Genomic DNA, 22663 nt, shown 5'->3' with positions numbered 1-22663 from the left:
TGGGGATCCGAAGTCAGGATGCTTCCTCGTCGACCTGCACCTGTGCCACCTGCTGCGTGCCGTTGATCGCCGTCGCGCCATAGAAGCCGAGCGCCGAGGCGGCGACGCAGAGCACCACGGACACACCGACATTGATCAGGGCGCGCAGGGGCATGTTCATGTGCAGGAGTTCGAAGGTCTGCAGGCTGAAGGACGAGAAGGTGGTGAAACCGCCGCAGATGCCGACCATGAAGAACAGCCGCCACAGATCCGGCAGGGGCGCCCGGCCATTGGCGATGGTCAGCGCGCCGAAGAAGGTGATGGCGAAGGAGCCGGCGATGTTGATGAGGATGGTCGCCCAGGGCAGATTTTCACTATAGGGCGCCATCCACAAGCCGATCCAATAACGTCCCACGGAGCCGATGGCGCCGCCGATGGCGATCATGATGGTGTTGGCGAGCACGGGTGACATGGATGCTCCGAAAATTCGGTGAGAGAGATGAAGGTTTCGGCGGCAAGAGGCTGGTCCGATGAGGATAGCCGGGGCTTAGGCCCAATGCGGATCACCTAGCAAGGAAACACTACAAGGGTAGTGCAAACGCGAAGGCGCTCGAGTGAACGGCATTAGCTTTGGGCCACCGCCAATCTGAAATCCCGGCAATGCCTGATTCATGGCGGAATCAGCCCCAGACGCCAGGCGATGGCAAGTCCGATCAGGCCGAGAAGGGCCAGTATGAGCCAGATACGAAGCAGGAGAAAGGATATCGGCCGTCCCGGTCGCGAAGGGTGCATGGCATACCTCCAGAGAGATTGCAGCGGCACTTCGACGAAAGCGGGAGACGGGGACAACCTCCTACCGGCGCGAAGCACCTGGTAGGAGTCATCAGCCTTGCGGCGGTTTGGGGGGACTCCATCCCCTATCGATGCCCCACAATACGGCCCGGGTCCCGGTGGGGTCAAGCCGTTGGCGGCAACTCCAGCCTGTGCGAGATGCCGATGGCATCAAGGAAGCTCTCGTCGTGGCTGACCACCAGCAGGGCGCCATCATAGGCACGCAAGCCTGCTTCCACCGCCTCGATCGCATCGATGTCGAGATGATTGGTCGGCTCGTCCAGGATCAGCAATTGCGGCGGCCGCTCTCCGCCCAGGACGCAGGCGAGGCCGGCCCGCAGCATCTGCCCGCCGCTGAGGCTGCCGGCCTTCTGGAGAGCCGCGTCTGCCCGGAACATGAAACGGGCCAGCGCGGAACGGCAGGCATTCTCGTCCGATTGCGGATTGAGCCGCTTGAAATTGTCGCGGATCGTCTCCTGCGGGTCGAGCAGACTTACCTTCTGGTCGAGCAGGGCAAAACCGGGAAGGACCTGCACCTGGCCTGCCTGTGGCCGGAGGCGGCCGGTAATCAGGTCGAGCAATGTCGTCTTGCCGCTGCCGTTCGGCCCGACGACGGCGACGCGCTCCGGCCCGGCGAGCGTGAAGGAGAGGCCGTTCAGGATTGGCTGTCCCGTCTCGTAGCCGAACTGCAGCGCATCGAGGCGCAGGACAATCCTGTCGGGGGGCAGGCCCGTGGGCGCGAGCCTCACCGACAAGGGTTGCAGGATCTCGAGGCGCTCGCGCGCCTTGGAGAGGGCCTCTGTCGCCTGCGACTGCTGGCGTTCGGCCAGGCGAGCGCCGGCACCTCCGCTCTTTTCGCTGCGCTCCTTCTTGGCGTCGAGGAGCAGCAGGGGCGCATCGCCCTTGGCCCGGGCCTTGCGGCCCGCACTGTCCTTGCGCGCCTTGCGTTCCGCCGCGATCTGGGCTTTTCGCTCGGCTTCGTCGAGCCGCTTCTCGGCCTCGCCCAAATCGTGGCGGGCGGCCGCCAGTTCCAGGGCCTTGCGCGCCCGGTACCGGCTCCAATTGCCGCCATAGACGCAGGCGCCGAGCGAGTTCAGTTCCACGATGGCGTCCATGGCCTCCAGCAGTTCGCGGTCGTGGCTGACCACCAGCGCCCCGCCGCGCCAGCCGGCGATGAGATCGATGACGGCTTTTCGGCCGTTCCGGTCGAGATTGTTGGTTGGCTCGTCCAGCAGCAGGAAGTCCGGCTCGGCGAAGACCAGCGCCTCCAGGCCGATGCGGGTGCGCTGTCCGCCCGACAACGTCGTCAGGACGGTGCCGGGTTCGATGGGAAGGCCGAGTCGGGCGAAGGCCGCCGCGAGGCGGGTTTCCAGTGTCCAGTCGGCCATGGCGAGTTCTTCGGCGCTGGCCTGGCCCGATTCTGCTCGGGCGAGCAAGGCCAGGCCATCGGTCACGCCGAACAGATCGGCGACGGTCTCGTCCGGCCCGACCTGGACGGCCTGGCGCAGGCGTCCCAGGCTGCCATGGACGATAACACCACCGGAACGGGGCTGGAGATCCCCTGCTATCAGTTTGAGCAAAGTCGTCTTGCCGACGCCGTTGCGGCCGACGAGGCCGGACCGTTCGGAGCCGAAGCTCAGGTCGAGCCCGGAGAACAGCGCATGGCCGTCAGGCGTGGACCAGGAGAGATTGGAGAGCGTGATCGAAGCAGGCATGAGAATGGTTTATCCCTGACACAAGGCAAAGCGGCGTTGCGTTCAGGTTCAGATCCATTGCTTCACACTCACTGAATTGGCGATACCTCCTATCTAGGAGGATGGTCGGGCTCGTGCAAGATCTCCGAAGATCGGGTTCGCCCGCAGCCGCTCGACGGCGAAATCGACGAAGGAGCGCACCTTGGCGGAGGGCGCGCGGCCGCCGGCGTGGACGATATGAACAGGCACCGGTTCTTCCTCGAACTCGGTCAGCACGGTGCGGAGTGTGCCTTCGCGCAGGGCCGTGTCGACCTGATAGGCGAAGACACGCACCAACCCCCAGCCTGAGATGGCGGCTGAGATCCCCGATTCGTTGAGATTGCACATCAGCCTTGGCTGGATGCCGACATTGATCTTCTCGTCGCGGCCGAAGCGCCATTCCAGCCGCGGCCAGGCGCCGATCCTGGCGATGACGCTGTGACCGGCAAGCGCGGCGGGGCTGCGCGGCTCGCCATGCTCGGCGAGATAGGCGGGCGAGGCGCAGATCACCCGCCGCATGCTGCCGACGCGGATCGCCGTCAGCTCCGAATCCGGCAAATGGCTGATGCGGATGGCAACGTCCATGCCCTCCTCTACCAGATTGGTGATGCGGTCGAGAAACAGGGTCTGCGCGCTGACGACCGGATGCCGGCCGAGATAGTCCATCACCACTGGCAGGATATGGAGCTGGCCGAACATCACGGGCGCTGTGACGATCAGCGTGCCCGTCGGGGTGGTGTAGGAACCGGCGGCGGCGGCTTCGGCATCGGCGAGATCGGCCAGGATGCGCTGGCAGTCATGCAGGTAGCGCTCCCCGGTCTCCGTGAGCTTGAGCGAACGGGTGGTGCGGACCAGCAATTGCGCACCGATGGTCTCCTCGAGGAAGGCGATGGCCCGCGTGACGGCGGGTGGGCTCATGAACAGGCGCCGGGCGGCCTCGGCGAAGCCGCCGCTCTCGGCCACCTTCACGAACACCCGCATGGCCTGCCAGCGATCCATGACGCCTCCAATTTCCGATTGTTTCGATATCTGGAATGATGCCTTCCAATCAATCGATATTCTCTATCCACATCGAAATGATCAAGGTGCTCCGATAGCGCCGGTATCGGCGAGGAGGTCAGCTATGAAGCTCTATCACTATCCCCTGTCGGGACACTCCCATCGTGCCCACTTGTTTCTGTCGCTGGTGGGCGTGCCACATGAACTGGTCGGCGTCGACCTGAAGGCCGGCGAGCACAAGACGCCGGATTTCCTCAAGCTCAACACGCTGGGGCAGGTACCGGTCCTCGACGATGGCGGCGTGATCGTGTCGGATTCGCTCGCCATCATCGTCTATGTCGCCCGCAAGCTCGGGCTGGAGAACTGGCTGCCGACCGATCCGGCTGCTGCAGCGGCCGTTCAGCGCTGGTTTTCGGTCGCAGCGGGGCAGCTCCGCATGGGCCCCGCCGCGGCGCGCCTGATCACGGTGTTCGGGGCCAAATACGATGTCGAACAAACATTGGCGGCGGCGCACGCCATCCTTAAACTGATCGATGAGGAATTGATCGGACACGATTGGATCGTTCTCGATCGACCGACCGCGGCTGATGTGGCGCTCTACAGCTACATCGCTTCGGCCCCGGAGGGGAATGTCGATCTGACGCCCTATCCGCAGATCGGCGCCTGGCTGCGGCGGGTCGAGGCTTTGCCAGGCTTCGTGCCGTTCCAGAAGACCGCAATCGGGCTGGCGGCCTGATCGTCCCCGGGACGGCCAGCATCCTGCCAGCTCTTTTTCTTCGGAGCATGGTGTGTCCTGGAGCCAGCAGGATGCTGGCGATCCCAGGGGCATCTCGGCTCGATTTCATTTTATTGCTTCCGGAAGGCAAATGTCATGGATGGCAATGTGCCTGTCGCCACGGATTCGCCGTGGCATGAGGGTGAGCTCGCCCTGCAGCGCCGGGCCGGTGCTGCCGAGCGCATGGATATGGTCGGGCGGCGGGTGTTGCGCGACCATCTGATCGAGCAGCATCGCGACTTCTACCCGCTGCTTCCCTTCATCGTCGTCGGTGCAGCCGATCATGCCGGAAAGATGTGGGCGACGATCCTGGCCGGCCTGCCAGGATTCCTCCATTCTCCCGAGCCCCACACGCTGCATGTCGCGGCTGGAGCGGATCCCGCCGACCCCTTGGCCTCAGGCCTGGAGGACGGCGCCGCGATCGGCCTGCTCGGCATCGAACTGCATACGAGGCGGCGCAACCGGCTCAATGGCACGGTACGGCGCACGGGGGCCGATGCCTTCGACGTCGAGGTTGGCGAGAGCTTCGGCAATTGCCCGCGCTATATCCGCCTGCGCGACTTCGGCTTCGCACGCGATCCGGCCGCGACTTCCACGCTGCCGGTCCGGCGCTTCGATCGCATAGAAGGACCCGCGGCGGTGCTGATCGCCGGCGCCGAGACGCTCTTCATCGCCTCTTCGGTGACGCGCGCGGACGGCCGCCGCCAGGTCGACGTCTCTCATCGCGGCGGCAGGCCGGGCTTCGTGGCGGTGCAGGACGACGGCAGCCTGCTGATACCGGATTTTGCCGGCAATCTCTTCTTCAACACGCTGGGCAATATCCTGGCCGATCCGCGCTGCGGCTTCACCTTCGTCGATTTCGAGACGGGAGACCTGCTCCAGCTCTCGGGGGACGGCGAGGTGATCCTGGAGGGGCCGGAGATCGCCGCCTTCGAGGGCGCCGAGCAATTGCTGCGGTTTCGGCCGAAGCAGGTTCTATTGAGGCCGGGCGCCCTGCCGCTGCGCTGGCACTCGCCCGCGGACGGTGTCTCGCCCCATTCCCTGGCGACGGGGAATTGGGAGGAGGCGCGTGCCTTGCTGGAAACGGTCTTCAGGCAACCTTGAGCAGGACGATCAGCGCGTAGCTGATCACGCCAAGGGCGAGCAAAGACAGAATCACCGTCGAGGTCACCCGCGGCCCGGCCTTGGCGACGGCACGGATGTCGACGGTGAGGCCGAGCGCAGCCATCGAGATGATGGTGAGCGTATTGGCTGCCGAGGCGATCGGCTGGAGCGAGGCTTGCGGCAGGAGGCCGAAGGAGCGCAACGCCATCATCACCAGGAAGCCGATGATGAACCAGGGCACGATCTGGCTGAGGCGGGGGTGTGCCTGGGTGGGCGTACCTGCCGCCGAGGCATCCGCCTTGCGCCGGATATCGCTGACGAGGGCCAGGACCACGATGACAGGGCCGAGCATCAGCACGCGGGCGAGCTTAACGAGGGTGCCGATCTGCACGCTGAGGGCGGCGACGGGCGCGGTGGCGGCGAGAACCTGCGGCACGGCATAGACGGTCAGTCCGGCGAGGACGCCATATTGGCCCGGGGTGAGGTCGAGCGCGGGCACCAGCAGCGGCAGCCCGATCACGGCGACCACGCCGAGGACGGCAGTAAAGGCGATCGAAGCGGCGACGTCCTTGCCGTTGGCACCGATCACCGGCGCCGTCGCCGCGATGGCCGAGTTGCCGCAGATCGAATTGCCGCAGGCGACCAGCAGGGCCATGTTGTGCGGCAGGCCGAAGGCGCGGCCGATGCCGAAGCTCAGCATGATCGACACCATCACCACGCCGGCAATGCCCGCCATCAGGCCGAACCCGGCATCGGCGATGGCGGCAGCGCTGACGGAGGCGCCGAGCAGGACGACCGCCACCTCGAGCAGGGTCTTGGCGCCGAAGGTGATGCCGCGATCGAAGCGGGCATGCGGCTGGGCGAAGGTGCGGATCAGGGCGCCGATCAGGATGGCGAGGACGAGAGCCTCCAGCCAGGCCTTGCCGAACAACGTGGTCTCGATGAGCTCGGCGGCCATGGCGAGGGCGGTGACGATGATGCACAGGCCTGCACCGGGAAGAATCCCGCGAAGTCCCGTCATATCGCTCAACCGGCTGCCGAGTTTGCTGCTCATGATCCACCTGCAATTTACAGGTTTCTTCTGCCTTATTGACTCTGTTCAATCCATTTCAAAATAGTGTAGAAATCATTCGATCCAATCGAATGGTTTTGTGATGACCTTGGAGCAGCTCAGAATTTTCGTGGCGGTGGCCGAGCGTGAACACCTGACACAGGCTGCGGCCGTGCTTCATTTGACCCCGTCGGCCGTCAGTTCGGCCATCCGCGTGCTGGAGGATCGTTATGGCGCGGCTTTGTTCCATCGCGTCGGCCGCCGCATCGAGATGACGCCGGGCGGGCGGGAATTCCTGCCGACGGCGCGGGCGACGCTCGCTTCGGCCAAGGCGGCGGAACTGGCTCTGTCCGAACTCGGCAGCGGGGCGCGGGGCTCGCTGGTGGTGCATGCCAGCCAGACCATTGCGAGCTATTGGGTAGCGCCCTTCCTGGCGCGCTATCACGACGTCCATCCGCATGTCGATCTCAGGCTGGAGATCGGCAATACCCTCAGCGTCACCCAGGCCGTGCTGGAAGGGGCGGCCGAGATCGGCTTCATCGAGGGCGCCATCGACGAGCCGGCCCTGTCGGTGCAGACGGTGGCGCATGACCGCCTGATCGTGGTGGTGGCGCCGGGCCATCCCTGGGCCGACGGGCGCACGGTGCGGCCCTATGACATCGCCACTGCGCGCTGGATCATGCGTGAGGAAGGATCGGGCACCCGCTCCGTCTTCGAGGAGGCGTTGCGGGGACGGGACGTCGATCCGGCCGCCCTCGAGATCGCCCTGGTGCTGCCGTCCAACGAGGCCGTGCGTTCTGCGGTGCGCTCGGGGCCTTTTGCGACCGTGATGTCAGAATTGGTGGCGGCGCCCGATTTGCAGGCGGGGAGGCTGGTGCGAATCGCCTTCGACATGCCGCCCCGCGCCTTCCGCATGCTGCGCCACCGCGAGCGTTACCGCACCAAAGCCTCTCAGATGCTGGAGATGGTGATCACCCAGACCGGCGGGTGAGATCGTCTCTCAGCCGCCGCTGGTCGCGGGGAGCCGGGTCAGCCAATAGCCGCCGGCGAGGATGGTGAGGCAGCCGAGCCCGGCCTTGAGGTCGGGAACCTCGCCGAAGGCGAGGAGGCCGAGCAGGGCGGCGAACACGATCCAGCTATAGCCGATGGGCCCGGCCACGGCGATGTCGGCGAGCCGATAGCCCCTGATATTGCAATATTGGGCGAGGATCGCCACCGGCCCGAGCATCAGGCAGGCCAGGATCGGGCCGGGACCGACGCTCTTCCAGCTCAGCCAGGCCGGCACCAGCATCAGGAGGAAGCTGAACAGGTTGACATGGGCCAGCATGGAAAGCGGCGTGTCGCCCTTGGTCAGCCGTTTCACATAGATGATCTCGAATGCCATCAGCACGGCGCCGAGCAGCGCCATCGCCGCGGGGATGGTGACGTCGCCGAACGGCGTGGTGGCCGAGTGCTGGCCGATCACCACCGCGAGCGCCCCGAGGCCGCAGGTGAGGCCGGCCAGCCAATGGCGCCAGCCCACGGTCTCACCCAGCATGACCACGGCAAGCGCCACCACGAAGATGCCTTCGAGCAAGCCGATGGCGCTGGCGGCGGCAACCGGCATATGGGCGGCGGCATAGATGGCCGACAGGCCGCCGAAACAGCCGAAGCAGGCGCGCAGGAAATGCTGGCCCGGCCGCGGACTGCGCAGGCTAACGAGCGAATGTCCGCCAGCCTTGGCCACGACGAGCAGGGTGACGAAGCCGCTGGCATAGCGCAGCAGCAGGATCTGAGGGATCGCGAGCAAGGGGCCGGCAAAACGGCCCGAGGCGAAGATCAGGGTGAACAAAGCGGTGCCGATCAGGAGCCAGAGGGCACCCTTGGCGTTGGCACTCATGCCAGGCGCCCCGGCCAGCGGCGTTGATTTTGCTGCAATCGTCATGCTTGATGAGGTCACAGATTTCATCCCTGCAAACAAACGCGTTCTTTGATTGCTGCATGAGGAAAATCGATGCAGGCGCCTCGTCGTCTTCCGTCCCTCAACGCCGTGCGCGTCTTCGAAGCGGCGGCTCGCCTCGGCAGCCTGAAGGCGGCGGGCGAGGAACTGGGCGTGACGGCCAGCGCCGTCAGCCACCAGGTGCGCCATCTGGAGGAAGGGCTCGGCGTACGCCTGCTCGCCCGCTCCAACAATGCCATCGAGCTGACGGCGGAGGGCGCCCGTTTTGCGGCGGCGACCGCACCGGCGCTCGACATCATCGCCGCGGCAGCCTCGGCGTTGCAGCGCGACGCCAACGAGGTTCTCGTGCGCGCCTCGGTGTCGCTGGCCTTGCGCTGGCTGATTCCGCGCCTCGGACGCTTCCGCCAGGCTCATCCTTCCATCCGTGTCCGCCTGGAGACACCGGTCTCGGCCATGGCTGATCATGACGATATCGATCTCGTCATCGGCTATTCGCGCGCGGAAAATCCCGTCCAGGGAGGAGCAGTGCTGTTCGACGATGTCTGCATTGTGGTGGCCGCACCCGATGTGGCCGCCCGCTATCGCGATGCCGGTGCCGCCGAACTGGCTGCTTCGGGAGCCCTGATCTCGGCGACGCAGGACGACTGGGACTGGCGCCGCTGGGCAGAGGTCAATGGCGTCGAATGGCGCGAGGTGCGCATGGCCAATCGCTTCGAGATCGACGATGCGGCCTGGGAAGCGGCGAGCGCGGGCCTCGGCATGACGCTGGCTTCGCCGCGCCTGATCGAGAGGGAGTTGCGCAACGGCCTGCTGGCCGTCGTCGGCCCGCAGGACGGGCTGCTGCTCGGCAATTACTGGGTGCGCGCCCGCCCGCCCATCCGCCGGGGCGCGGAGCTCTTCCTGGCCTGGCTGCTGGAGACCGCGGCCGAGGCCGCCTGAGAAGCTGCGCCGGAAGGCAAAGTCCGCCCTTGTCGGGGAGGCGATTGGAGCGCAAGCTCATAGGGAACGACCGCTCATCTCTGTCTCGGAACTGTCGACCGGGGATCGCATCATGCCGGAAATCATCAGCATCAAGGGCCTGGAACTGCGCTTCCTGCACAGCAAGGCGGACACACGGGGCAGCCTCGATATGTTCGAGATGGTCGTTCAACCGCATGCCCGCATGCCGGTCGCGCACTATCACGAAAGCTGGGATGAAACGGTCTATGGCCTCGAAGGCGAGATGACCTTCCGAATCGGAGACGGCGAAGTTGGATTGAGTGTGGGAGAGACGCTCTTCATCCCGCGCGGCACTGTCCATGCCTTCCGCAATGACGGGCCGGTGCCGGCGACCTGCCTCGTCGTGCTGACGCCCGGCGTGCTCGGCATCGACTACTTTCGCGAAGTGGCGGCACTGCTGGCGGCCGACACGCCCGATCTCGCCCAGATGGGCGCGATCATGCGGCGATACGGCCTGGTGCCTGCTCCCCTGAACTGAAGCACGCTACTTGCCGATCGGCAGCAGCTCCAGGAAGGCCTGGCCGGCGGGACTGATGCCCTGCTTGCGAACGGAGGCATGCAGGTCGCGGCGCAGCGGCGGCGTCAGCCGGCGGACCGCGAGGCCGCTGGTGTCGTCCGGTAGGGTGAGGTCGGGCATGACGGTGAGGCCGATGCCCTCGCGCACCATGCCGAAGATGGTGGCATTGTCACGCACCAGGAACAGCACGTTCGGCTTGCTGCGGGCCGCCGCCAGCGCGTCGTCGAGCTGGCGGTTGCCGCCTCCGCCCGAAAAGATGGCGCGCTCGCCATCGATCGCCTCCAGGCCGATCGAAGCGTTCTTGGCCAGGGGATGGCCGCCGGGCAGAATCAGCACGAAATCGTCGTTGGCGACGATGGTATTGTCGAGTTCGGGATGGGGTTCTCCGCTGATGCCGATATCGACGGCGTCGGCAAGCACCCAATCGTTCACTTCCTCGTCGGTGCCCAGATGCAGGGTGATGCCGGCTTGCGGATAGAGCGCCCGGAACGGCTTGAGCCAGCCCGGCAGCAGTTTGGCTGCCGCGCTCTGCACCGAGCCAATGCGCAGCGTCGTACCGGAAAGCTTGTCGCTGGCCTTGGTGACGGCGGCCAGGCGCTGGGCTCCCGCCAGCAGGGCCTGCGCCTCGACCAGGGCGGCTTCGCCGAGATCGGTGAGCTTCACACCGACACGCGTGCGGGTCAGCAGCTTGGCGCCGAGGGCATCCTCCAGCCCGGCGATCGCCTGGCTCACGGCCGATTGGGTGAGGTGGATGCGCTGGGCGGCGGCGGTGAAACCGCCGGTTTCGGCCGCGGCGACGAAACAGCGCAGCTGGGTGAAGGTGATATTAGGATGCATGATCGATGGAGCCTGGCGAAGCAGTTCTCCTAATATGAGGGTTGCCAGCCTTCTTGCCTAGCGCAGGCGCCGGTTGCATGCGTCGTTGTCACCCTTTCTTACGAGCCGGATGCGCGGGCTGGCGCTTTGCGCTATGACGAAGCGTGAAACGAGGGATCGGGCAGGGGTGATGGCTGACGCGGCAGCGCCCGAAGACAGGCCGAAACTTGGGGTTGCAATGGCCGTCAGGAGAAGCTCGCGCACGCTATGGCGGCGCCTCGTCATGGTTGCGATCGGGCTCGCTGCCCTGCCGGTGGTGCTCACCATCGTCTATACGGTGGTGCCGCCGATATCGCTGCCCATGCTGGGGCGCTATCTCACCGGCCAGGCCGTCGACAGGCGCTGGACGCCGATCGAGAATATCGCGCCGGTCGCCCGCTTTTCGGTGATGGCCTCCGAGGACGGCCAGTTCTGCCGCCATTGGGGCGTCGATTTCGGTGCGATCGCCGATGTCCTGGAGCGCGGCGGTGAAAAGGGCCCTTCGCGTGGCGCCTCCACCATCGCCATGCAGACCGTGAAGAACCTCTATCTATGGCCGCTGCCGACCTTTGCCCGCAAGCCGCTCGAGGTACCGCTGGCAGTGTGGACCGATCTGGTCTGGTCGAAGAAGCGCGTGCTGGAGGTCTATCTCAACGTGGCCGAATGGGGCGATGGCATCTACGGCATCGAAGCCGCTGCCCAGCATTATTTCAAGAAGCCGGCCTCCAGGCTCAATGCCCGCGAGGCGGCTCAACTCGCCGTGGTGCTGCCCAATCCGATCCGGCGCAGTGCCGGCTCGCCGACGCGGCGCCTGCGCAACCTGGCCGGCTTGATCGTCAATCGTGCCCGCAACTCGTCCGGCTATTTCGACTGTGTGAGATAGGCTATGGAGATTCGGGGGAGGGGGAATGCCACGCCTGGGACCGCGGACGTCTCGTCCGCTCTTCCTTCCGGCATGCACTATGCTTCCAAGAGGCGGACGAGACGTCCGCGGTCCCAGGCGCGGCGTTTCCCGCGCGAAAGAATCTCGCTCCAGCCTCTTTCTTCCTGAGTTCTCTTCCTGTATAGGCTGCGCCTTCAATCGATTTTGTCATCGGCCTGTCGTGACTGTCACGGCATCCGCACGCCACGAAGAAGATACCCCAATGGCTGTTCCGAAGCGAAAAACCTCCCGCATGAAGCGCGGCTTCCGCCGTTCCGCTGATGCCCTCAAGGCCCCGACCTATGTCGAGGACAAGGATTCGGGCGAGCTGCGCCGTCCGCACCATGTCGATCTGAAGACCGGCATGTATCGCGGCCGCCAGATCCTGACCCAGAAGTCCGACGCCTGAGAGCCGGCGCGGTTCTCCGCGCGGCATCTCGTCCGGGCCGGCTGATTGCCGGCCCTTTTGTTTGTCTTGAGTACGGGCGCCGGGGCGGGGCCCGGAACTTTTCTTGCACTGAAACACGGGACGTAACGCGCAAGCGTGTGGCCGAATCCGACCTCCGATCCGGGATGGCGGAAGGCGTCCTCGCCGCTCTCATTCGAGAACCGTGACAAACGGGGCGGGTTCTGCCGGTGGATTGAGGTTTTTTCGCCGCGTTTTCGGTGTTTCCCTCATGTTGCGTCGGCCAAGCCTGTGTGTTAGGTGAGCGCTCGTGTTGCGGGGGCGGGACCTTGTCCTTCCTGCAACCATGAGGAAATTCAACATATCCGCCAAGGGGTTGGGCGGTCGGGTGCGGGGAAACCCGGCTGGACTGCTGTTCTCCCGAAGTGGTTTCAGCAGAGAGACACGCGGTGGCAGGGGAAGAACCGATCGTATCCGGCATGGCCAGCCGCTATGCCAATGCCTTGTTCGAGCTCGCCAGTGAGCAGAACGCCATCGATTCCGTTGCTGCCGATCTCGGCCGTTTCAATGGCCTCGTCGAGGAAAGCGCCGATCTCAAGCGCCTCGTCCGCAGCCCCGTCTTTTCCTCCGAAGAGCAGACCAAAGCCGTGACGGCCGTGCTCGAGCGCGCCGGTATCGGTGGTATTGCCGCCAATTTCATCAAGCTTGCCGCCCATAACCGCCGCCTCTTCGCGGTTGGCGACATGATCTCCGCCTTCACCGCGCTGGTCGCCAAGGCACGCGGACAGGCGAGCGCCGAAGTCACGGCGGCCCAGCCGCTTTCCGACGACAATCTCAATGTCCTCAAGGACTCGCTCAAGAGCGCGACCGGCAAGGATGTTACCCTCAACGTCAAGGTCGACCCGAGCCTGATCGGCGGTCTGATCGTCAAGATCGGCAGCCGTATGATCGACGCCTCGCTCAAGACCAAACTCCAATCGATCAAGATCGCCATGAAAGAGGTCGGCTGATGGACATCCGCGCCGCAGAAATTTCCGCCATTCTGAAGGACCAGATCAAGAATTTCGGCCAGGAAGCCGAAGTCTCCGAAGTCGGTCAGGTTCTCTCCGTCGGTGACGGTATTGCCCGCGTCTATGGCCTCGACAACGTCCAGGCCGGTGAAATGGTCGAGTTCCCCGGCGGCGTGCGTGGCATGGCGCTGAACCTCGAAACCGACAATGTCGGTATCGTGCTGTTCGGTTCCGACCGCGAGATCAAGGAAGGCGACACCGTCAAGCGCACCCGCGCCATCGTGGACGTGCCCGTCGGCAAGGGCCTGCTCGGCCGCGTCGTCGACGCCCTCGGCAACCCGATCGACGGCAAGGGCCCGATCCAGGCCGACACCCGCGCCCGCGTGGACGTCAAGGCTCCCGGCATCATCCCGCGCAAGTCGGTGAACGAGCCGATGGCGACGGGCCTGAAGGCCATCGACGCCCTGATCCCGATCGGCCGCGGCCAGCGCGAGCTGATCATCGGCGACCGCCAGACCGGCAAGACCGCCGTGGCGCTCGACACCATCCTCAACCAGAAGCCGCTCAACCAGGGCGACGACGAGACCAAGAAGCTCTATTGCGTCTACGTCGCCGTCGGCCAGAAGCGCTCCACCGTCGCCCAGTTCGTGAAGGTGCTGGAAGAGAACGGTGCGCTCGACTACTCGATCATCGTCGCCGCGACCGCCTCCGACCCGGCCCCGATGCAGTTCCTGGCGCCCTTCGCCGGCTGCGCCATGGGCGAATATTTCCGCGACAACGGCATGCATGCCGTGATCATCTATGACGACCTTTCCAAGCAGGCCGTCGCCTATCGCCAGATGTCGCTGCTGCTGCGCCGTCCCCCGGGCCGCGAAGCCTATCCGGGCGACGTGTTCTATCTCCACTCCCGCCTGCTCGAGCGCGCCGCCAAGATGGGCAAGGACGCCGGTTTGGGATCGCTGACCGCCCTGCCGGTCATCGAAACCCAGGCGAACGACGTGTCGGCCTACATTCCGACCAACGTGATCTCGATCACCGACGGCCAGATCTTCCTCGAGACCGACCTGTTCTACCAGGGCATCCGCCCTGCCGTGAACGTGGGTCTGTCGGTGTCGCGCGTCGGCTCCTCGGCCCAGACCAAGGCGATGAAGAAGGTTGCCGGCAAGATCAAGGGCGAGCTCGCCCAGTATCGCGAAATGGCCGCCTTCGCCCAGTTCGGTTCCGACCTCGACGCCACCACCCAGCGCCTGCTCGCCCGCGGCGCCCGCCTGACCGAGCTCCTGAAGCAGGGCCAGTTCTCGCCGCTGAAGATGGAAGAGCAGGTCGTGGTGATCTATGCCGGCGTCAACGGCTATCTCGACAAGATCGAGGTCAGCAAGGTGAAGCCCTTCGAAACCGGCCTGCTCGCCAAGCTGCGCGCCGAGGGCTCGATCCTCGAGGCGATCCGTTCCTCCGGCGACCTCAGCGACGACGTTGCCGCCAAGCTCAAGGACCAGGTCGAGGCGTTCGCCAAGACCTTCGCCTGATCCGCAAGCACTGATAGGAAGGCGAAGCGATGGCATCGCTTAAGGACCTTAGAAACCGCATTGCCTCGGTGAAGGCGACGCAGAAGATCACCAAGGCCATGCAGATGGTCGCGGCCGCCAAGTTGCGCCGCGCCCAGACGGCGGCCGAGGCGGCGCGTCCCTATGCCGAGCGCATCGACGCCGTGCTGGCCAATCTGGCCGGCTCGATCGCCGATCCGCGCCAGGCCCCGCCGCTGCTGGCGGGCAATGGCAAGGATCAGACCCATCTCCTGGTGGTCTGCACCGGCGAGCGCGGCCTGTGCGGTGCCTTCAACACCTCGATCGCCCGTCTCGCTCGCGAACAGGCGACGGCGCTGCTCGGCCAGGGCAAGACGGTCAAGATCCTCTGCGTCGGCCGCAAGGGCTTTGACGTGCTCAAGCGCCAGTTCGAGAAGCACATCATCGAGCTGGTCGACTTCCGCTCCGTTCGCCAGCTCGGCTTCGAGCATGCCGACCAGGTCGGTGCCAAGATCCGCAAGCTCTATGCCGAGGGCGCCTTCGACGTCTGCACGCTCTATTATTCGACCTTCAAGTCGGTGATTTCTCAGATTCCGACCGCCAAGCGCCTGATCCCGGCCGAAGTACCGGCTGTCCAGGAAGGTGCGCAGAAGGTCGCCTATGACTATGAGCCGGACGAAGGCGCCATCCTCGCCGATCTCCTGCCGCGCAACATCTCGGTGCAGGTGCTGCGTGCGCTGCTCGAGAACAACGCCTCCTTCTACGGGGCGCAGATGAGCGCCATGGACAACGCCACCCGCAATGCCGGCGAGATGATCAAGAAGCAGACGATCACCTACAACCGCACGCGCCAGGCGATGATCACCAAGGAACTGATCGAAATCATCTCGGGTGCGGAAGCACTCTGAGGCGGTAACGATCGGTAAACGGGAACAAGGAGATTCGTGATGTCTTATACGACTTCTGCCTCGACCAAGGGTGGCCGTGAAGGCCGCGCGATTCTCGACAATGGCGGGCTGGCGCTCGCCATGGCGTTCCCCAAGGAGCTGGGCGGCAATGGCGAAGGCCACAACCCCGAGCAGCTCTTCGCATTGGGCTATTCGGCCTGCTACGGCCAGGCGATCGTGGCCCTCGGCCGCAAGCATGGCATCGACGGCAACACCGCCAAGATCACCTGCCAGGTCACCCTCAGCAAGGACGATGTCAGCTTCGCCCTCGCGGTGGAGCTGAAGGTGCATGTTCCCGGTGCCGATCCCGCCGCCGTCAAGGCGCTGGTCGAAGACGCCCACCAGATCTGCCCCTATTCCCGCGCGACCCGTAACAACGTCCCGGTTACGTTGACCGTCGTCTGACCCGTTTCAAGTATAGAAGAGACTTTTGGAGAACCCCATGGCCAACAAGACCGGACGCGTTGTGCAGGTCATCGGCGCCGTCGTCGACGTCCAGTTCGACGAGCATCTGCCCGAGATTCTGAACGCGCTTGAGACCACCAACAACGGCCAGCGCCTCGTGCTGGAAGTCGCCCAGCATCTGGGCGAGTCCACCGTGCGCTGCATCGCCATGGACGTGTCCGAAGGTCTGGTCCGCGGCCAGGAAGTCACCGACACCGGCACCCCGATCGCGGTGCCCGTCGGCAATGCCACGCTCGGCCGCATCATGAACGTGATCGGCGAGCCGATCGACGAGGCCGGCCCGGTCAATGGCGACGGCGTTCGCCCGATCCACGCTGCGGCGCCCACCTTCGCCGAGCAGTCGACCGAAGCCCAGATCCTGGTCACCGGCATCAAGGTCGTCGACCTCCTTGCTCCCTACGCCAAGGGCGGCAAGATCGGCCTGTTCGGCGGCGCCGGCGTCGGCAAGACCGTGCTCATTCAGGAACTGATCAACAACATCGCCAAGACCCATGGCGGCTTCTCGGTGTTCGCCGGCGTCGGCGAGCGCACCCGCGAAGGCAACGACCTCTATCACGAGTTCATCGAAGCCGGCGTGAACGACGATCCGCACAACCCCAAGGGCATCCAGTCCAAGTGCGCCCTGGTGTTCGGCCAGATGAACGAACCGCCGGGCGCCCGTGCCCGCGTCGCCCTGACCGGCCTGACCGTCGCCGAGAACTTCCGCGACCAGGGCCAGGACGTGCTGTTCTTCGTCGACAACATCTTCCGCTTCACCCAGGCGGGTTCTGAAGTGTCGGCGCTTCTCGGCCGTATTCCTTCGGCCGTGGGCTACCAGCCGACGCTCGCCACCGACATGGGCGCGCTGCAGGAGCGCATCACCACCACGACCAAGGGCTCGATCACCTCGGTGCAGGCCATCTACGTGCCGGCCGACGACTTGACCGACCCGGCGCCCGCCACCTCCTTCGCCCATCTTGACGCCACGACCGTGCTGTCGCGTTCGATCGCTGAAAAGGGCATCTATCCGGCGGTCGACCCGCTTGACTCCACCTCGCGCATGCTCTCCCCGGCCGTGGTTGGCGAGGAGCATTACGCGGTGGCCCGTTCGGTGCAGCAGATCCTGCAGCGCTACAAGTCTCTCCAGGACATCATCGCCATTCTCGGCATGGACGAACTGTCCGAAGAGGACAAGCTGACCGTGGCCCGCGCCCGCAAGGTCGAGCGCTTCCTGTCGCAGCCCTTCGACGTCGCCAAGGTCTTCACCGGCTCGGACGGCGTGCAGGTTCCGATCGAGGACACCGTCAAGGGCTTCAAGGGCATCGTGGAAGGCCAGTACGATTACCTGCCGGAAGCCGCCTTCTACATGGTCGGCACCATCGAGCAGGCCGTCGAGAAGGGCAAGCGCCTCGCCGCCGAGGCTGCGTAACACCGCTAACGGGGGCGCCGCCAGGCGCCTCCCTTCTGGAAATCAAGGACCGCATCGATGGCCAGCTTCCAATTCGAACTCGTCACGCCTGAGAAGCTGCTGTTCTCCGGCCCTGTCGAATCCGTCGTCGTGCCGGGCAGCGAAGGCGATTTCGAGGTGCTGTCCCAGCACGCTCCGGTGATGTCGACCATCCGGCCCGGCATCATCGTGGTCAAGGAAACCGCCGGCGGCTCGTCCCGTCACCTGTTCGTGCGGGGTGGCTTCGCGGACGTCAATCCGCAGGGCCTCACCATCCTGGCCGAGCAGGCCGTTCCGATCGAGGAAATGACCCCCGACAAGCTGAGCCAGGAAATCGCGGCCGCCGAGGCTGCGGTCCAGGCCGCCGTTGACGATGCCGCCAAGGCCCTGGCCGATCTCAAGCTCGGCCAGATCAAGGAATTGCAGAAGGCCCTGAGCTGAGTTCGCTCATCCTTTCGTTCTGAAAAGCGCGCTTCGGCGCGCTTTTTGTTTTTGCGAGGCGGAAAGCCACGATCGCAGCAAAGCGAAGATCGCACCATGCCCGGCATGGTGCGACGACATTCGCGCTTCGCTCAGCCGTTCAGCTGGATCGTGGTCAGCAGGGCCTTGGCGACTTCAGTCGTGACGCGGCGCTTGTAGCGCTCGTGGACCACCTGCCCGTTATGGAAGACCTTGTGCTCGACATAGACCATATGGCCATCCCAGCGCAGGACATTATCCGTTTCCGTCGTCTCGATGACATTAAGCCCTGGTACGAGTTGGCCTTCGGTCGACTTGTCGCGCATCCGGTTGTTCCTCCCGTCTGATTCCTGGGGCAAAGCGCGCTCATGACTGAGCGCTTATGTGCTCCAGCTCCTTGTTTTCAGGCCAATCCACCGGATTGGCTAGAGCGCCTTGGCGATTTTTGGTGATTCCGCAAATCGCGAACGCTTGGGCTCGTCGCACGCCAGCATGCCGCCTTCGCAGGAAAATGGAAAGGGGATCGACGCCGGTCTCCAGTTCCGATCGCCGCCAAGAATCGGCGTCGGCATGGCGATCGGCTCTTGACTGATTGAACGTTCAAAATATTGTATTGGCCATGGCCGCTCAGCTCACCTCGTCCAATCAACGTCCGATCCGTCTGCGTCGCGTCGACGCCGGCGATGTGCGGCGTCGCCAGCTGATCGAGGCGACCATCGAGGCGATCGGCGAAGTCGGCTTCAATGCCACGACGATTGCTGAGATTGCCCGGCGTGCCGACGTCTCCACCGGCCTGGTCTCCTTCTATTTCGGGGACAAGGACGGGCTCCTGGAAGCGACCCTGCGTCATCTCGCCCGGCAGTTGTCGCGGGGGGCCGCAGCCCGCCTGCGCGACGCCACCACGCCGCGGGCCCGTGTCCAGGCGGTGATCGAGACCATGCTCGGCGTCAGCCAGTTCGAACGGCGCATCGGCACGGTCTGGCTGGCTTTCTGGGGACAGGTGCCGCATTCGCCGCGCTTTGCCCGGGTACAGCGAGCCTATCATCGCCGCATCGCGGGCAATCTCGCCCATGCGCTGCTGCCGGTTCTGCGGCCGGAGCCGGCGCGGGCGCTGGCCGAGACCATCGCCGCGATGATCGACGGGCTTTGGCTGCGCGCCACCCTTGCCAATGATCCGGATGGCCGCATGGCCAGGAGCGTGGCGACCGGCTTCGTCGACAGCCAGTTCATGCTGCTCGGCCTCAGTCGTTGAAATCTTGCGTTGAAGCCCGGCGCTGACATCTGGCGCTGGGGCCTTTGCCGGACACCAGGGCACCGGCTCGCATTTGGAAGTTGAGTTCTTATCGAAAAACGGAAAACGGCCCCGATAAAGCGGCGGCCCTTCCAGGCGGGGAGTTTGAAGAATGCGCTACGGCGTTGTGAAGAACCATATCGGCGGCGCCTTCGTCGACGCCACCTCGGGCGAGACCTTCGCCTCGATCGATCCGGCCACCGGCGAGACCATCGCCGAGGTCGAGCAGGCCGGTGAAGCAGACATCGAGCGGGCGATCGAGGCGGCCAAGGCCGGCTTCAAGGTGTGGTCGCGCATGACGGGCGCCGAGCGCGGCCGCATCCTCAAGCGCACGGCGGATATCCTGCGCGAGAAGAATGCGGCACTGGCCGAGATCGAGACCCGCGATACCGGCAAGCCGATCCAGGAAACCATCGCCGTCGACGTGCTGTCGGGTGCGGACTGCCTGGAATATTTCGCCGGCATCGCCGCCACCCTCACCGGCGAGCATGTCGATCTCGGCCCGTCTGCCTTTGGCTACACCCGCCGCGAGCCGCTCGGCGTCGTCGCCGGCATCGGTGCCTGGAACTACCCGATCCAGATCGCTTGCTGGAAATCCGCCCCGGCGCTCGCCTGCGGCAATGCCATGATCTTCAAGCCCTCCGAGGTGACGCCCTTGACCGCGCCCTACCTCGCCGAGGCCTTCAAGGAAGCCGGTCTGCCGGATGGCGTCTTCAACGTGGTGCAGGGCGATGCCCGTGTCGGCAAGGCGCTGGTCGCCCATCCCGCCATCAAGAAGATTTCGCTGACGGGCGAGGCCGGCACAGGCCGTATCATCATGGCCAACGCCGCCAAGACGCTGAAGCACGTCACGCTCGAACTCGGCGGCAAGTCGCCCCTGATCGTGTTCGAGGACGCCAAGCTCGACAATGCCGTCTCCGGCGCCCTGCTCGGCAATTTCTATTCGGCCGGCGAGGTCTGCTCGAACGGCACGCGCGTTTTCGTGCACAAATCGGTGAAGGACGCCTTCCTCGCCAAACTCAAGGCTCGCGTGGAGAAGATGGTGATCGGCGATCCCCTCGATCCCAGCACCCATGTCGGCGCGCTCGTCAGCCAGGAGCATCTGGAAAAGGTGATGTCCTATGTCGAGAAGGGCAAGGCAGAAGGGGCGAAGCTGCTCACCGGAGGCCATCGCGTCACCACCGGTGCGCTCGCCAAGGGGGCCTTCGTCGCCCCCACCATCTTCGACGGTTGCCAGGACGACATGGCCATCGTGCGCGAGGAGATCTTCGGCCCGGTAATGACCGTGCTGAGCTTCGACGACGAGGAAGAGGTGGTCGCCCGCGCCAATGACACCGAATATGGCCTGGCGGCCGGCGTGTTCACCAACGACCTTTCCCGCGGTCATCGCGTCATCGCCAATCTCGAGGCCGGCACCTGCTGGATCAACCAGTACAACGTCACGCCGATCGAGCTGCCCTTCGGCGGGGTGAAGCTCTCCGGCCTCGGACGCGAGAATTCGCGCGCGGCGGTGGAGCACTACACCCAGATCAAGAGCGTCTACGTCGCCCTGGGCGACATCGACGCGCCGTACTGAGCTCTGGGAACGCGGACGTCACAGCGACATGCCGGCATGTCCCGGCGTCCGTACCTGGAAACGCGACGATTGCAGGATGGGACGAGCGGACGAGACGTCCGCGCACCCCGGGATTGAACCATGACTGAGACATTCGACTATGTGATCGTGGGCGCCGGCTCGGCAGGCTGCGTGATGGCCAGCCGCCTGACGGAGGATGGTACGAATCGCGTCAAGCTGCTGGAATTCGGTGGCAGTGACGGCTCGGTGTTCATCCAGATGCCGAGCGCGCTCTCCATCCCGATGAACTCGCCGCGCTATGACTGGCGCTACCATGCCGAGCCGGAACCGGCTCTGGGGGGACGCAGCCTGCACACGCCGCGCGGCAAGGTGCTGGGCGGTTCGTCCTCGATCAACGGCATGGTCTATATCCGCGGCAATGCCCTGGACTATGATGCCTGGCAGGAAGCGGGCGCGCGCGGGTGGAACTATGCCGGCGTGCTGCCCTATTTCCGCCGGGCGGAAGGACGCGAGGAGGGCGGCGACGAATATCGCGGCGCTGACGGTCCGCTCAAGACCTCCTATGGCAAGCTCGCCAACCCGCTCTACCAGGCCTTCATCGATGCAGCCGTCGAAGCCGGCTATCCCGCTACCGGTGATGTGAACGGCTATCAGCAGGAGGGTTTCGGCCGCATGGACATGACGGTCCATAAGGGTCGGCGTTGGTCCACCGCGAATGCCTATCTCAAGCCGGCGATGAAACGGGCCAATCTCTCGGCGGAGACGCATGCGCTGGCAAGCCGCATCCTGTTCGAGGGCAGAAAGGCGGTCGGCGTCGAATATTGGCAGGGCTCCGTGCTCAAGCGCGTGATGGCGCGGCGTGAGGTGATCCTGGCCGCCGGGCCGATCAACGATCCCCAGCTTCTGAAGGTTTCGGGCGTGGGTCCGCAGGCCGAACTCAGGGGCCAGGGCATCGACGTCGTGCATGACCTGCCGGGTGTCGGCGAGAATCTGCAGGACCATCTCGAATTCTATTTCCAGATGGCGAGCACGCAGCCGATCACCCTCTACTCCGTCACCAATCCGATCGCCAAGGGCATGGTCGGCGTGCAATGGCTGCTGCGCAAGGACGGCCTCGGCGCCACCAACCATTTCGAGAGCTGTGGCTTCATCCGTTCGCGCGCCGGCATTCCCTATCCCGACATCCAGTATCATTTCCTGCCGATGGCGGTGAGCTACAACGGCAATTCGCTTGCCTCCGAGCATGGTTTCCAGGCCCATGTCGGGCCGATGCGCTCCAAGAGCCGCGGCCATATCCACCTGAAATCGCGCGACGTGCGCGAGGCGCCGCTGATTCGCTTCAACTATATGAGCCATCCCGACGACTGGACGGAGATGCGAGCCTGCGTCCGGCTGACCCGCGAGATCTTCCAGCAGAAGGCCTTCGAGCCCTATCGCGGCCGCGAGATCTCGCCCGGTGCCGACGTCACCTCGGACGAGGCGATCGACGCCTTCATCGCCCAGCATGTCGAGAGCGCCTTCCACCCCTCCGGTACCTGCAAGATGGGTGATCCGGCCGACCCGATGACGGTGGTGGATTTCGAGACCCGGGTGGTGGGCCTGGAGAATCTGCGCATCGCCGATTCCTCGATCATCCCTCTGATCACCAACGGCAACCTCAACGCGCCCTCGATCATGATCGGCGAGAAGGCATCCGACCACATCCTCGGCAAGCCGCTGCTGCCGCCCTCCAATGCACCGGTCTATCAGGCAAAGGATTGGGAGACGAAGCAGCGATAGTTGCTGGATCAAGGTCGACGAATATTATTTGCTAAGGCCACAGTGGAGCTAGTTGCAAAAGTTTTTGAGACGCGACA

The 22663-nt window shown here is 64.9% G+C and carries 23 protein-coding genes and 1 riboswitch; of the genes, 16 read left to right on the top strand and 7 right to left on the bottom strand.

Annotated features, from left to right (window positions below; genetic code table 11):
• Positions 1 to 13: 13 nt before the first annotated feature.
• The 3 genes from crcB to U1R88_RS24600 form a co-directional block, all read right to left on the bottom strand.
• Positions 14 to 451 carry a fluoride efflux transporter CrcB gene (crcB, locus tag U1R88_RS24610; protein WP_322433620.1) on the bottom strand — a complete coding sequence of 146 codons (438 nt, stop codon included), beginning with the start codon at positions 449 to 451 and terminating at the stop codon, positions 14 to 16.
• A 395-nt stretch (positions 452 to 846) separates the two neighbouring features.
• Positions 847 to 906, bottom strand: a riboswitch (Fluoride riboswitch).
• 29 nt (positions 907 to 935) lie between these two features.
• The gene (locus tag U1R88_RS24605; protein WP_322433619.1) at positions 936 to 2525 is read right to left on the bottom strand and encodes an ABC-F family ATP-binding cassette domain-containing protein; all 1590 of its coding nucleotides are present in this window, start codon (positions 2523 to 2525) and stop codon (positions 936 to 938) included.
• A 93-nt stretch (positions 2526 to 2618) separates the two neighbouring features.
• Positions 2619 to 3542 carry a LysR family transcriptional regulator gene (locus tag U1R88_RS24600; protein ID WP_322433618.1) on the bottom strand — a complete coding sequence of 308 codons (924 nt, stop codon included), beginning with the start codon at positions 3540 to 3542 and terminating at the stop codon, positions 2619 to 2621.
• A gap of 124 nt (positions 3543 to 3666) precedes the next feature.
• Here U1R88_RS24600 and U1R88_RS24595 point away from each other — a divergent pair, with 124 nt between their 5' ends.
• Together U1R88_RS24595 and U1R88_RS24590 are read left to right on the top strand one after the other, a co-directional pair.
• On the top strand, positions 3667 to 4278 hold the full coding sequence (locus U1R88_RS24595) for a glutathione S-transferase family protein (protein WP_322433617.1): 612 nt from the start codon (positions 3667 to 3669) through the stop codon (positions 4276 to 4278).
• 135 nt (positions 4279 to 4413) lie between these two features.
• The gene (locus U1R88_RS24590; RefSeq protein ID WP_322433616.1) at positions 4414 to 5421 is read left to right on the top strand and encodes a pyridoxamine 5'-phosphate oxidase family protein; all 1008 of its coding nucleotides are present in this window, start codon (positions 4414 to 4416) and stop codon (positions 5419 to 5421) included.
• On the opposite strand, the gene U1R88_RS24585 is transcribed toward U1R88_RS24590, so the two are convergent.
• Positions 5408 to 6475, bottom strand: a complete 1068-nt coding sequence (locus tag U1R88_RS24585; protein WP_322433615.1) for a YeiH family protein — start codon at positions 6473 to 6475, stop codon at positions 5408 to 5410. The genes U1R88_RS24590 and U1R88_RS24585 overlap by 14 nt on opposite strands.
• A gap of 100 nt (positions 6476 to 6575) precedes the next feature.
• Between U1R88_RS24585 and U1R88_RS24580 the strand changes: the two genes are divergently transcribed.
• On the top strand, positions 6576 to 7463 hold the full coding sequence (locus U1R88_RS24580; protein ID WP_322433614.1) for a LysR family transcriptional regulator: 888 nt from the start codon (positions 6576 to 6578) through the stop codon (positions 7461 to 7463).
• 9 nt (positions 7464 to 7472) lie between these two features.
• Here U1R88_RS24580 and U1R88_RS24575 read toward each other — a convergent pair whose 3' ends face one another.
• Positions 7473 to 8351 carry a DMT family transporter gene (locus U1R88_RS24575; RefSeq protein WP_322433613.1) on the bottom strand — a complete coding sequence of 293 codons (879 nt, stop codon included), beginning with the start codon at positions 8349 to 8351 and terminating at the stop codon, positions 7473 to 7475.
• A gap of 114 nt (positions 8352 to 8465) precedes the next feature.
• On the opposite strand from U1R88_RS24575, the gene U1R88_RS24570 reads away from it, so the two are divergent.
• Positions 8466 to 9350 (top strand): LysR substrate-binding domain-containing protein, encoded by an 885-nt coding sequence (locus U1R88_RS24570; RefSeq protein WP_322433612.1) that lies wholly within the window; start codon positions 8466 to 8468, stop codon positions 9348 to 9350.
• Positions 9351 to 9462: 112 nt separating this feature from the next.
• The gene (locus U1R88_RS24565; protein WP_322433611.1) at positions 9463 to 9888 is read left to right on the top strand and encodes a cupin domain-containing protein; all 426 of its coding nucleotides are present in this window, start codon (positions 9463 to 9465) and stop codon (positions 9886 to 9888) included.
• 6 nt (positions 9889 to 9894) lie between these two features.
• On the opposite strand, the gene U1R88_RS24560 is transcribed toward U1R88_RS24565, so the two are convergent.
• The gene (locus tag U1R88_RS24560) at positions 9895 to 10764 is read right to left on the bottom strand and encodes a LysR family transcriptional regulator (protein WP_322433610.1); all 870 of its coding nucleotides are present in this window, start codon (positions 10762 to 10764) and stop codon (positions 9895 to 9897) included.
• Between the two features lie 169 nt (positions 10765 to 10933).
• Between U1R88_RS24560 and U1R88_RS24555 the strand changes: the two genes are divergently transcribed.
• The 8 genes from U1R88_RS24555 to U1R88_RS24520 all read left to right on the top strand — a co-directional run bounded on the left by U1R88_RS24555 (position 10934) and on the right by U1R88_RS24520 (position 17922).
• Positions 10934 to 11665 (top strand): transglycosylase domain-containing protein, encoded by a 732-nt coding sequence (locus U1R88_RS24555; RefSeq protein ID WP_322433609.1) that lies wholly within the window; start codon positions 10934 to 10936, stop codon positions 11663 to 11665.
• 262 nt (positions 11666 to 11927) lie between these two features.
• On the top strand, positions 11928 to 12113 hold the full coding sequence (gene rpmF, locus U1R88_RS24550) for a 50S ribosomal protein L32 (protein WP_068294749.1): 186 nt from the start codon (positions 11928 to 11930) through the stop codon (positions 12111 to 12113).
• A 446-nt stretch (positions 12114 to 12559) separates the two neighbouring features.
• The gene (locus tag U1R88_RS24545) at positions 12560 to 13120 is read left to right on the top strand and encodes a F0F1 ATP synthase subunit delta (RefSeq protein WP_322433608.1); all 561 of its coding nucleotides are present in this window, start codon (positions 12560 to 12562) and stop codon (positions 13118 to 13120) included.
• Positions 13120 to 14646 carry a F0F1 ATP synthase subunit alpha gene (gene atpA / locus U1R88_RS24540; RefSeq protein WP_322433607.1) on the top strand — a complete coding sequence of 509 codons (1527 nt, stop codon included), beginning with the start codon at positions 13120 to 13122 and terminating at the stop codon, positions 14644 to 14646. Before U1R88_RS24545 ends, atpA begins: the two co-directional genes overlap by 1 nt.
• Before the next feature lie 29 nt (positions 14647 to 14675).
• The gene (locus U1R88_RS24535; RefSeq protein WP_322433606.1) at positions 14676 to 15551 is read left to right on the top strand and encodes a F0F1 ATP synthase subunit gamma; all 876 of its coding nucleotides are present in this window, start codon (positions 14676 to 14678) and stop codon (positions 15549 to 15551) included.
• A 39-nt stretch (positions 15552 to 15590) separates the two neighbouring features.
• Entirely contained in the window at positions 15591 to 15995 is a 405-nt protein-coding gene (locus U1R88_RS24530) for an organic hydroperoxide resistance protein (protein ID WP_068294760.1), read from the top strand.
• Positions 15996 to 16032: 37 nt separating this feature from the next.
• Positions 16033 to 17463: a F0F1 ATP synthase subunit beta gene (atpD, locus tag U1R88_RS24525; protein WP_068294763.1), complete on the top strand. Its 1431-nt coding sequence runs from the start codon at positions 16033 to 16035 to the stop codon at positions 17461 to 17463.
• 57 nt (positions 17464 to 17520) lie between these two features.
• Positions 17521 to 17922: a F0F1 ATP synthase subunit epsilon gene (locus U1R88_RS24520; RefSeq protein ID WP_311934623.1), complete on the top strand. Its 402-nt coding sequence runs from the start codon at positions 17521 to 17523 to the stop codon at positions 17920 to 17922.
• A 131-nt stretch (positions 17923 to 18053) separates the two neighbouring features.
• Here the strand turns inward: U1R88_RS24520 and U1R88_RS24515 are convergent, their stop codons facing one another.
• Complete coding sequence (locus U1R88_RS24515; RefSeq protein ID WP_322433605.1) at positions 18054 to 18266, bottom strand: hypothetical protein; 213 nt, start codon at positions 18264 to 18266, stop codon at positions 18054 to 18056.
• Between the two features lie 293 nt (positions 18267 to 18559).
• Between U1R88_RS24515 and betI the strand changes: the two genes are divergently transcribed.
• The 3 genes from betI to betA all read left to right on the top strand — a co-directional run bounded on the left by betI (position 18560) and on the right by betA (position 22586).
• Positions 18560 to 19192, top strand: a complete 633-nt coding sequence (gene betI / locus U1R88_RS24510; protein WP_322433604.1) for a choline-binding transcriptional repressor BetI — start codon at positions 18560 to 18562, stop codon at positions 19190 to 19192.
• A 151-nt stretch (positions 19193 to 19343) separates the two neighbouring features.
• Positions 19344 to 20807 (top strand): betaine-aldehyde dehydrogenase, encoded by a 1464-nt coding sequence (gene betB / locus U1R88_RS24505; protein WP_322433603.1) that lies wholly within the window; start codon positions 19344 to 19346, stop codon positions 20805 to 20807.
• 120 nt (positions 20808 to 20927) lie between these two features.
• Complete coding sequence (gene betA / locus U1R88_RS24500) at positions 20928 to 22586, top strand: choline dehydrogenase (RefSeq protein ID WP_322433602.1); 1659 nt, start codon at positions 20928 to 20930, stop codon at positions 22584 to 22586.
• Positions 22587 to 22663: the final 77 nt, after the last annotated feature.

Source organism: Labrys sedimenti, from assembly GCF_034424805.1.
Classification (GTDB): Bacteria; Pseudomonadota; Alphaproteobacteria; order Rhizobiales; family Labraceae; genus Labrys; species Labrys sedimenti.
This window is presented reverse-complemented; position numbering and strand designations above follow the sequence as displayed.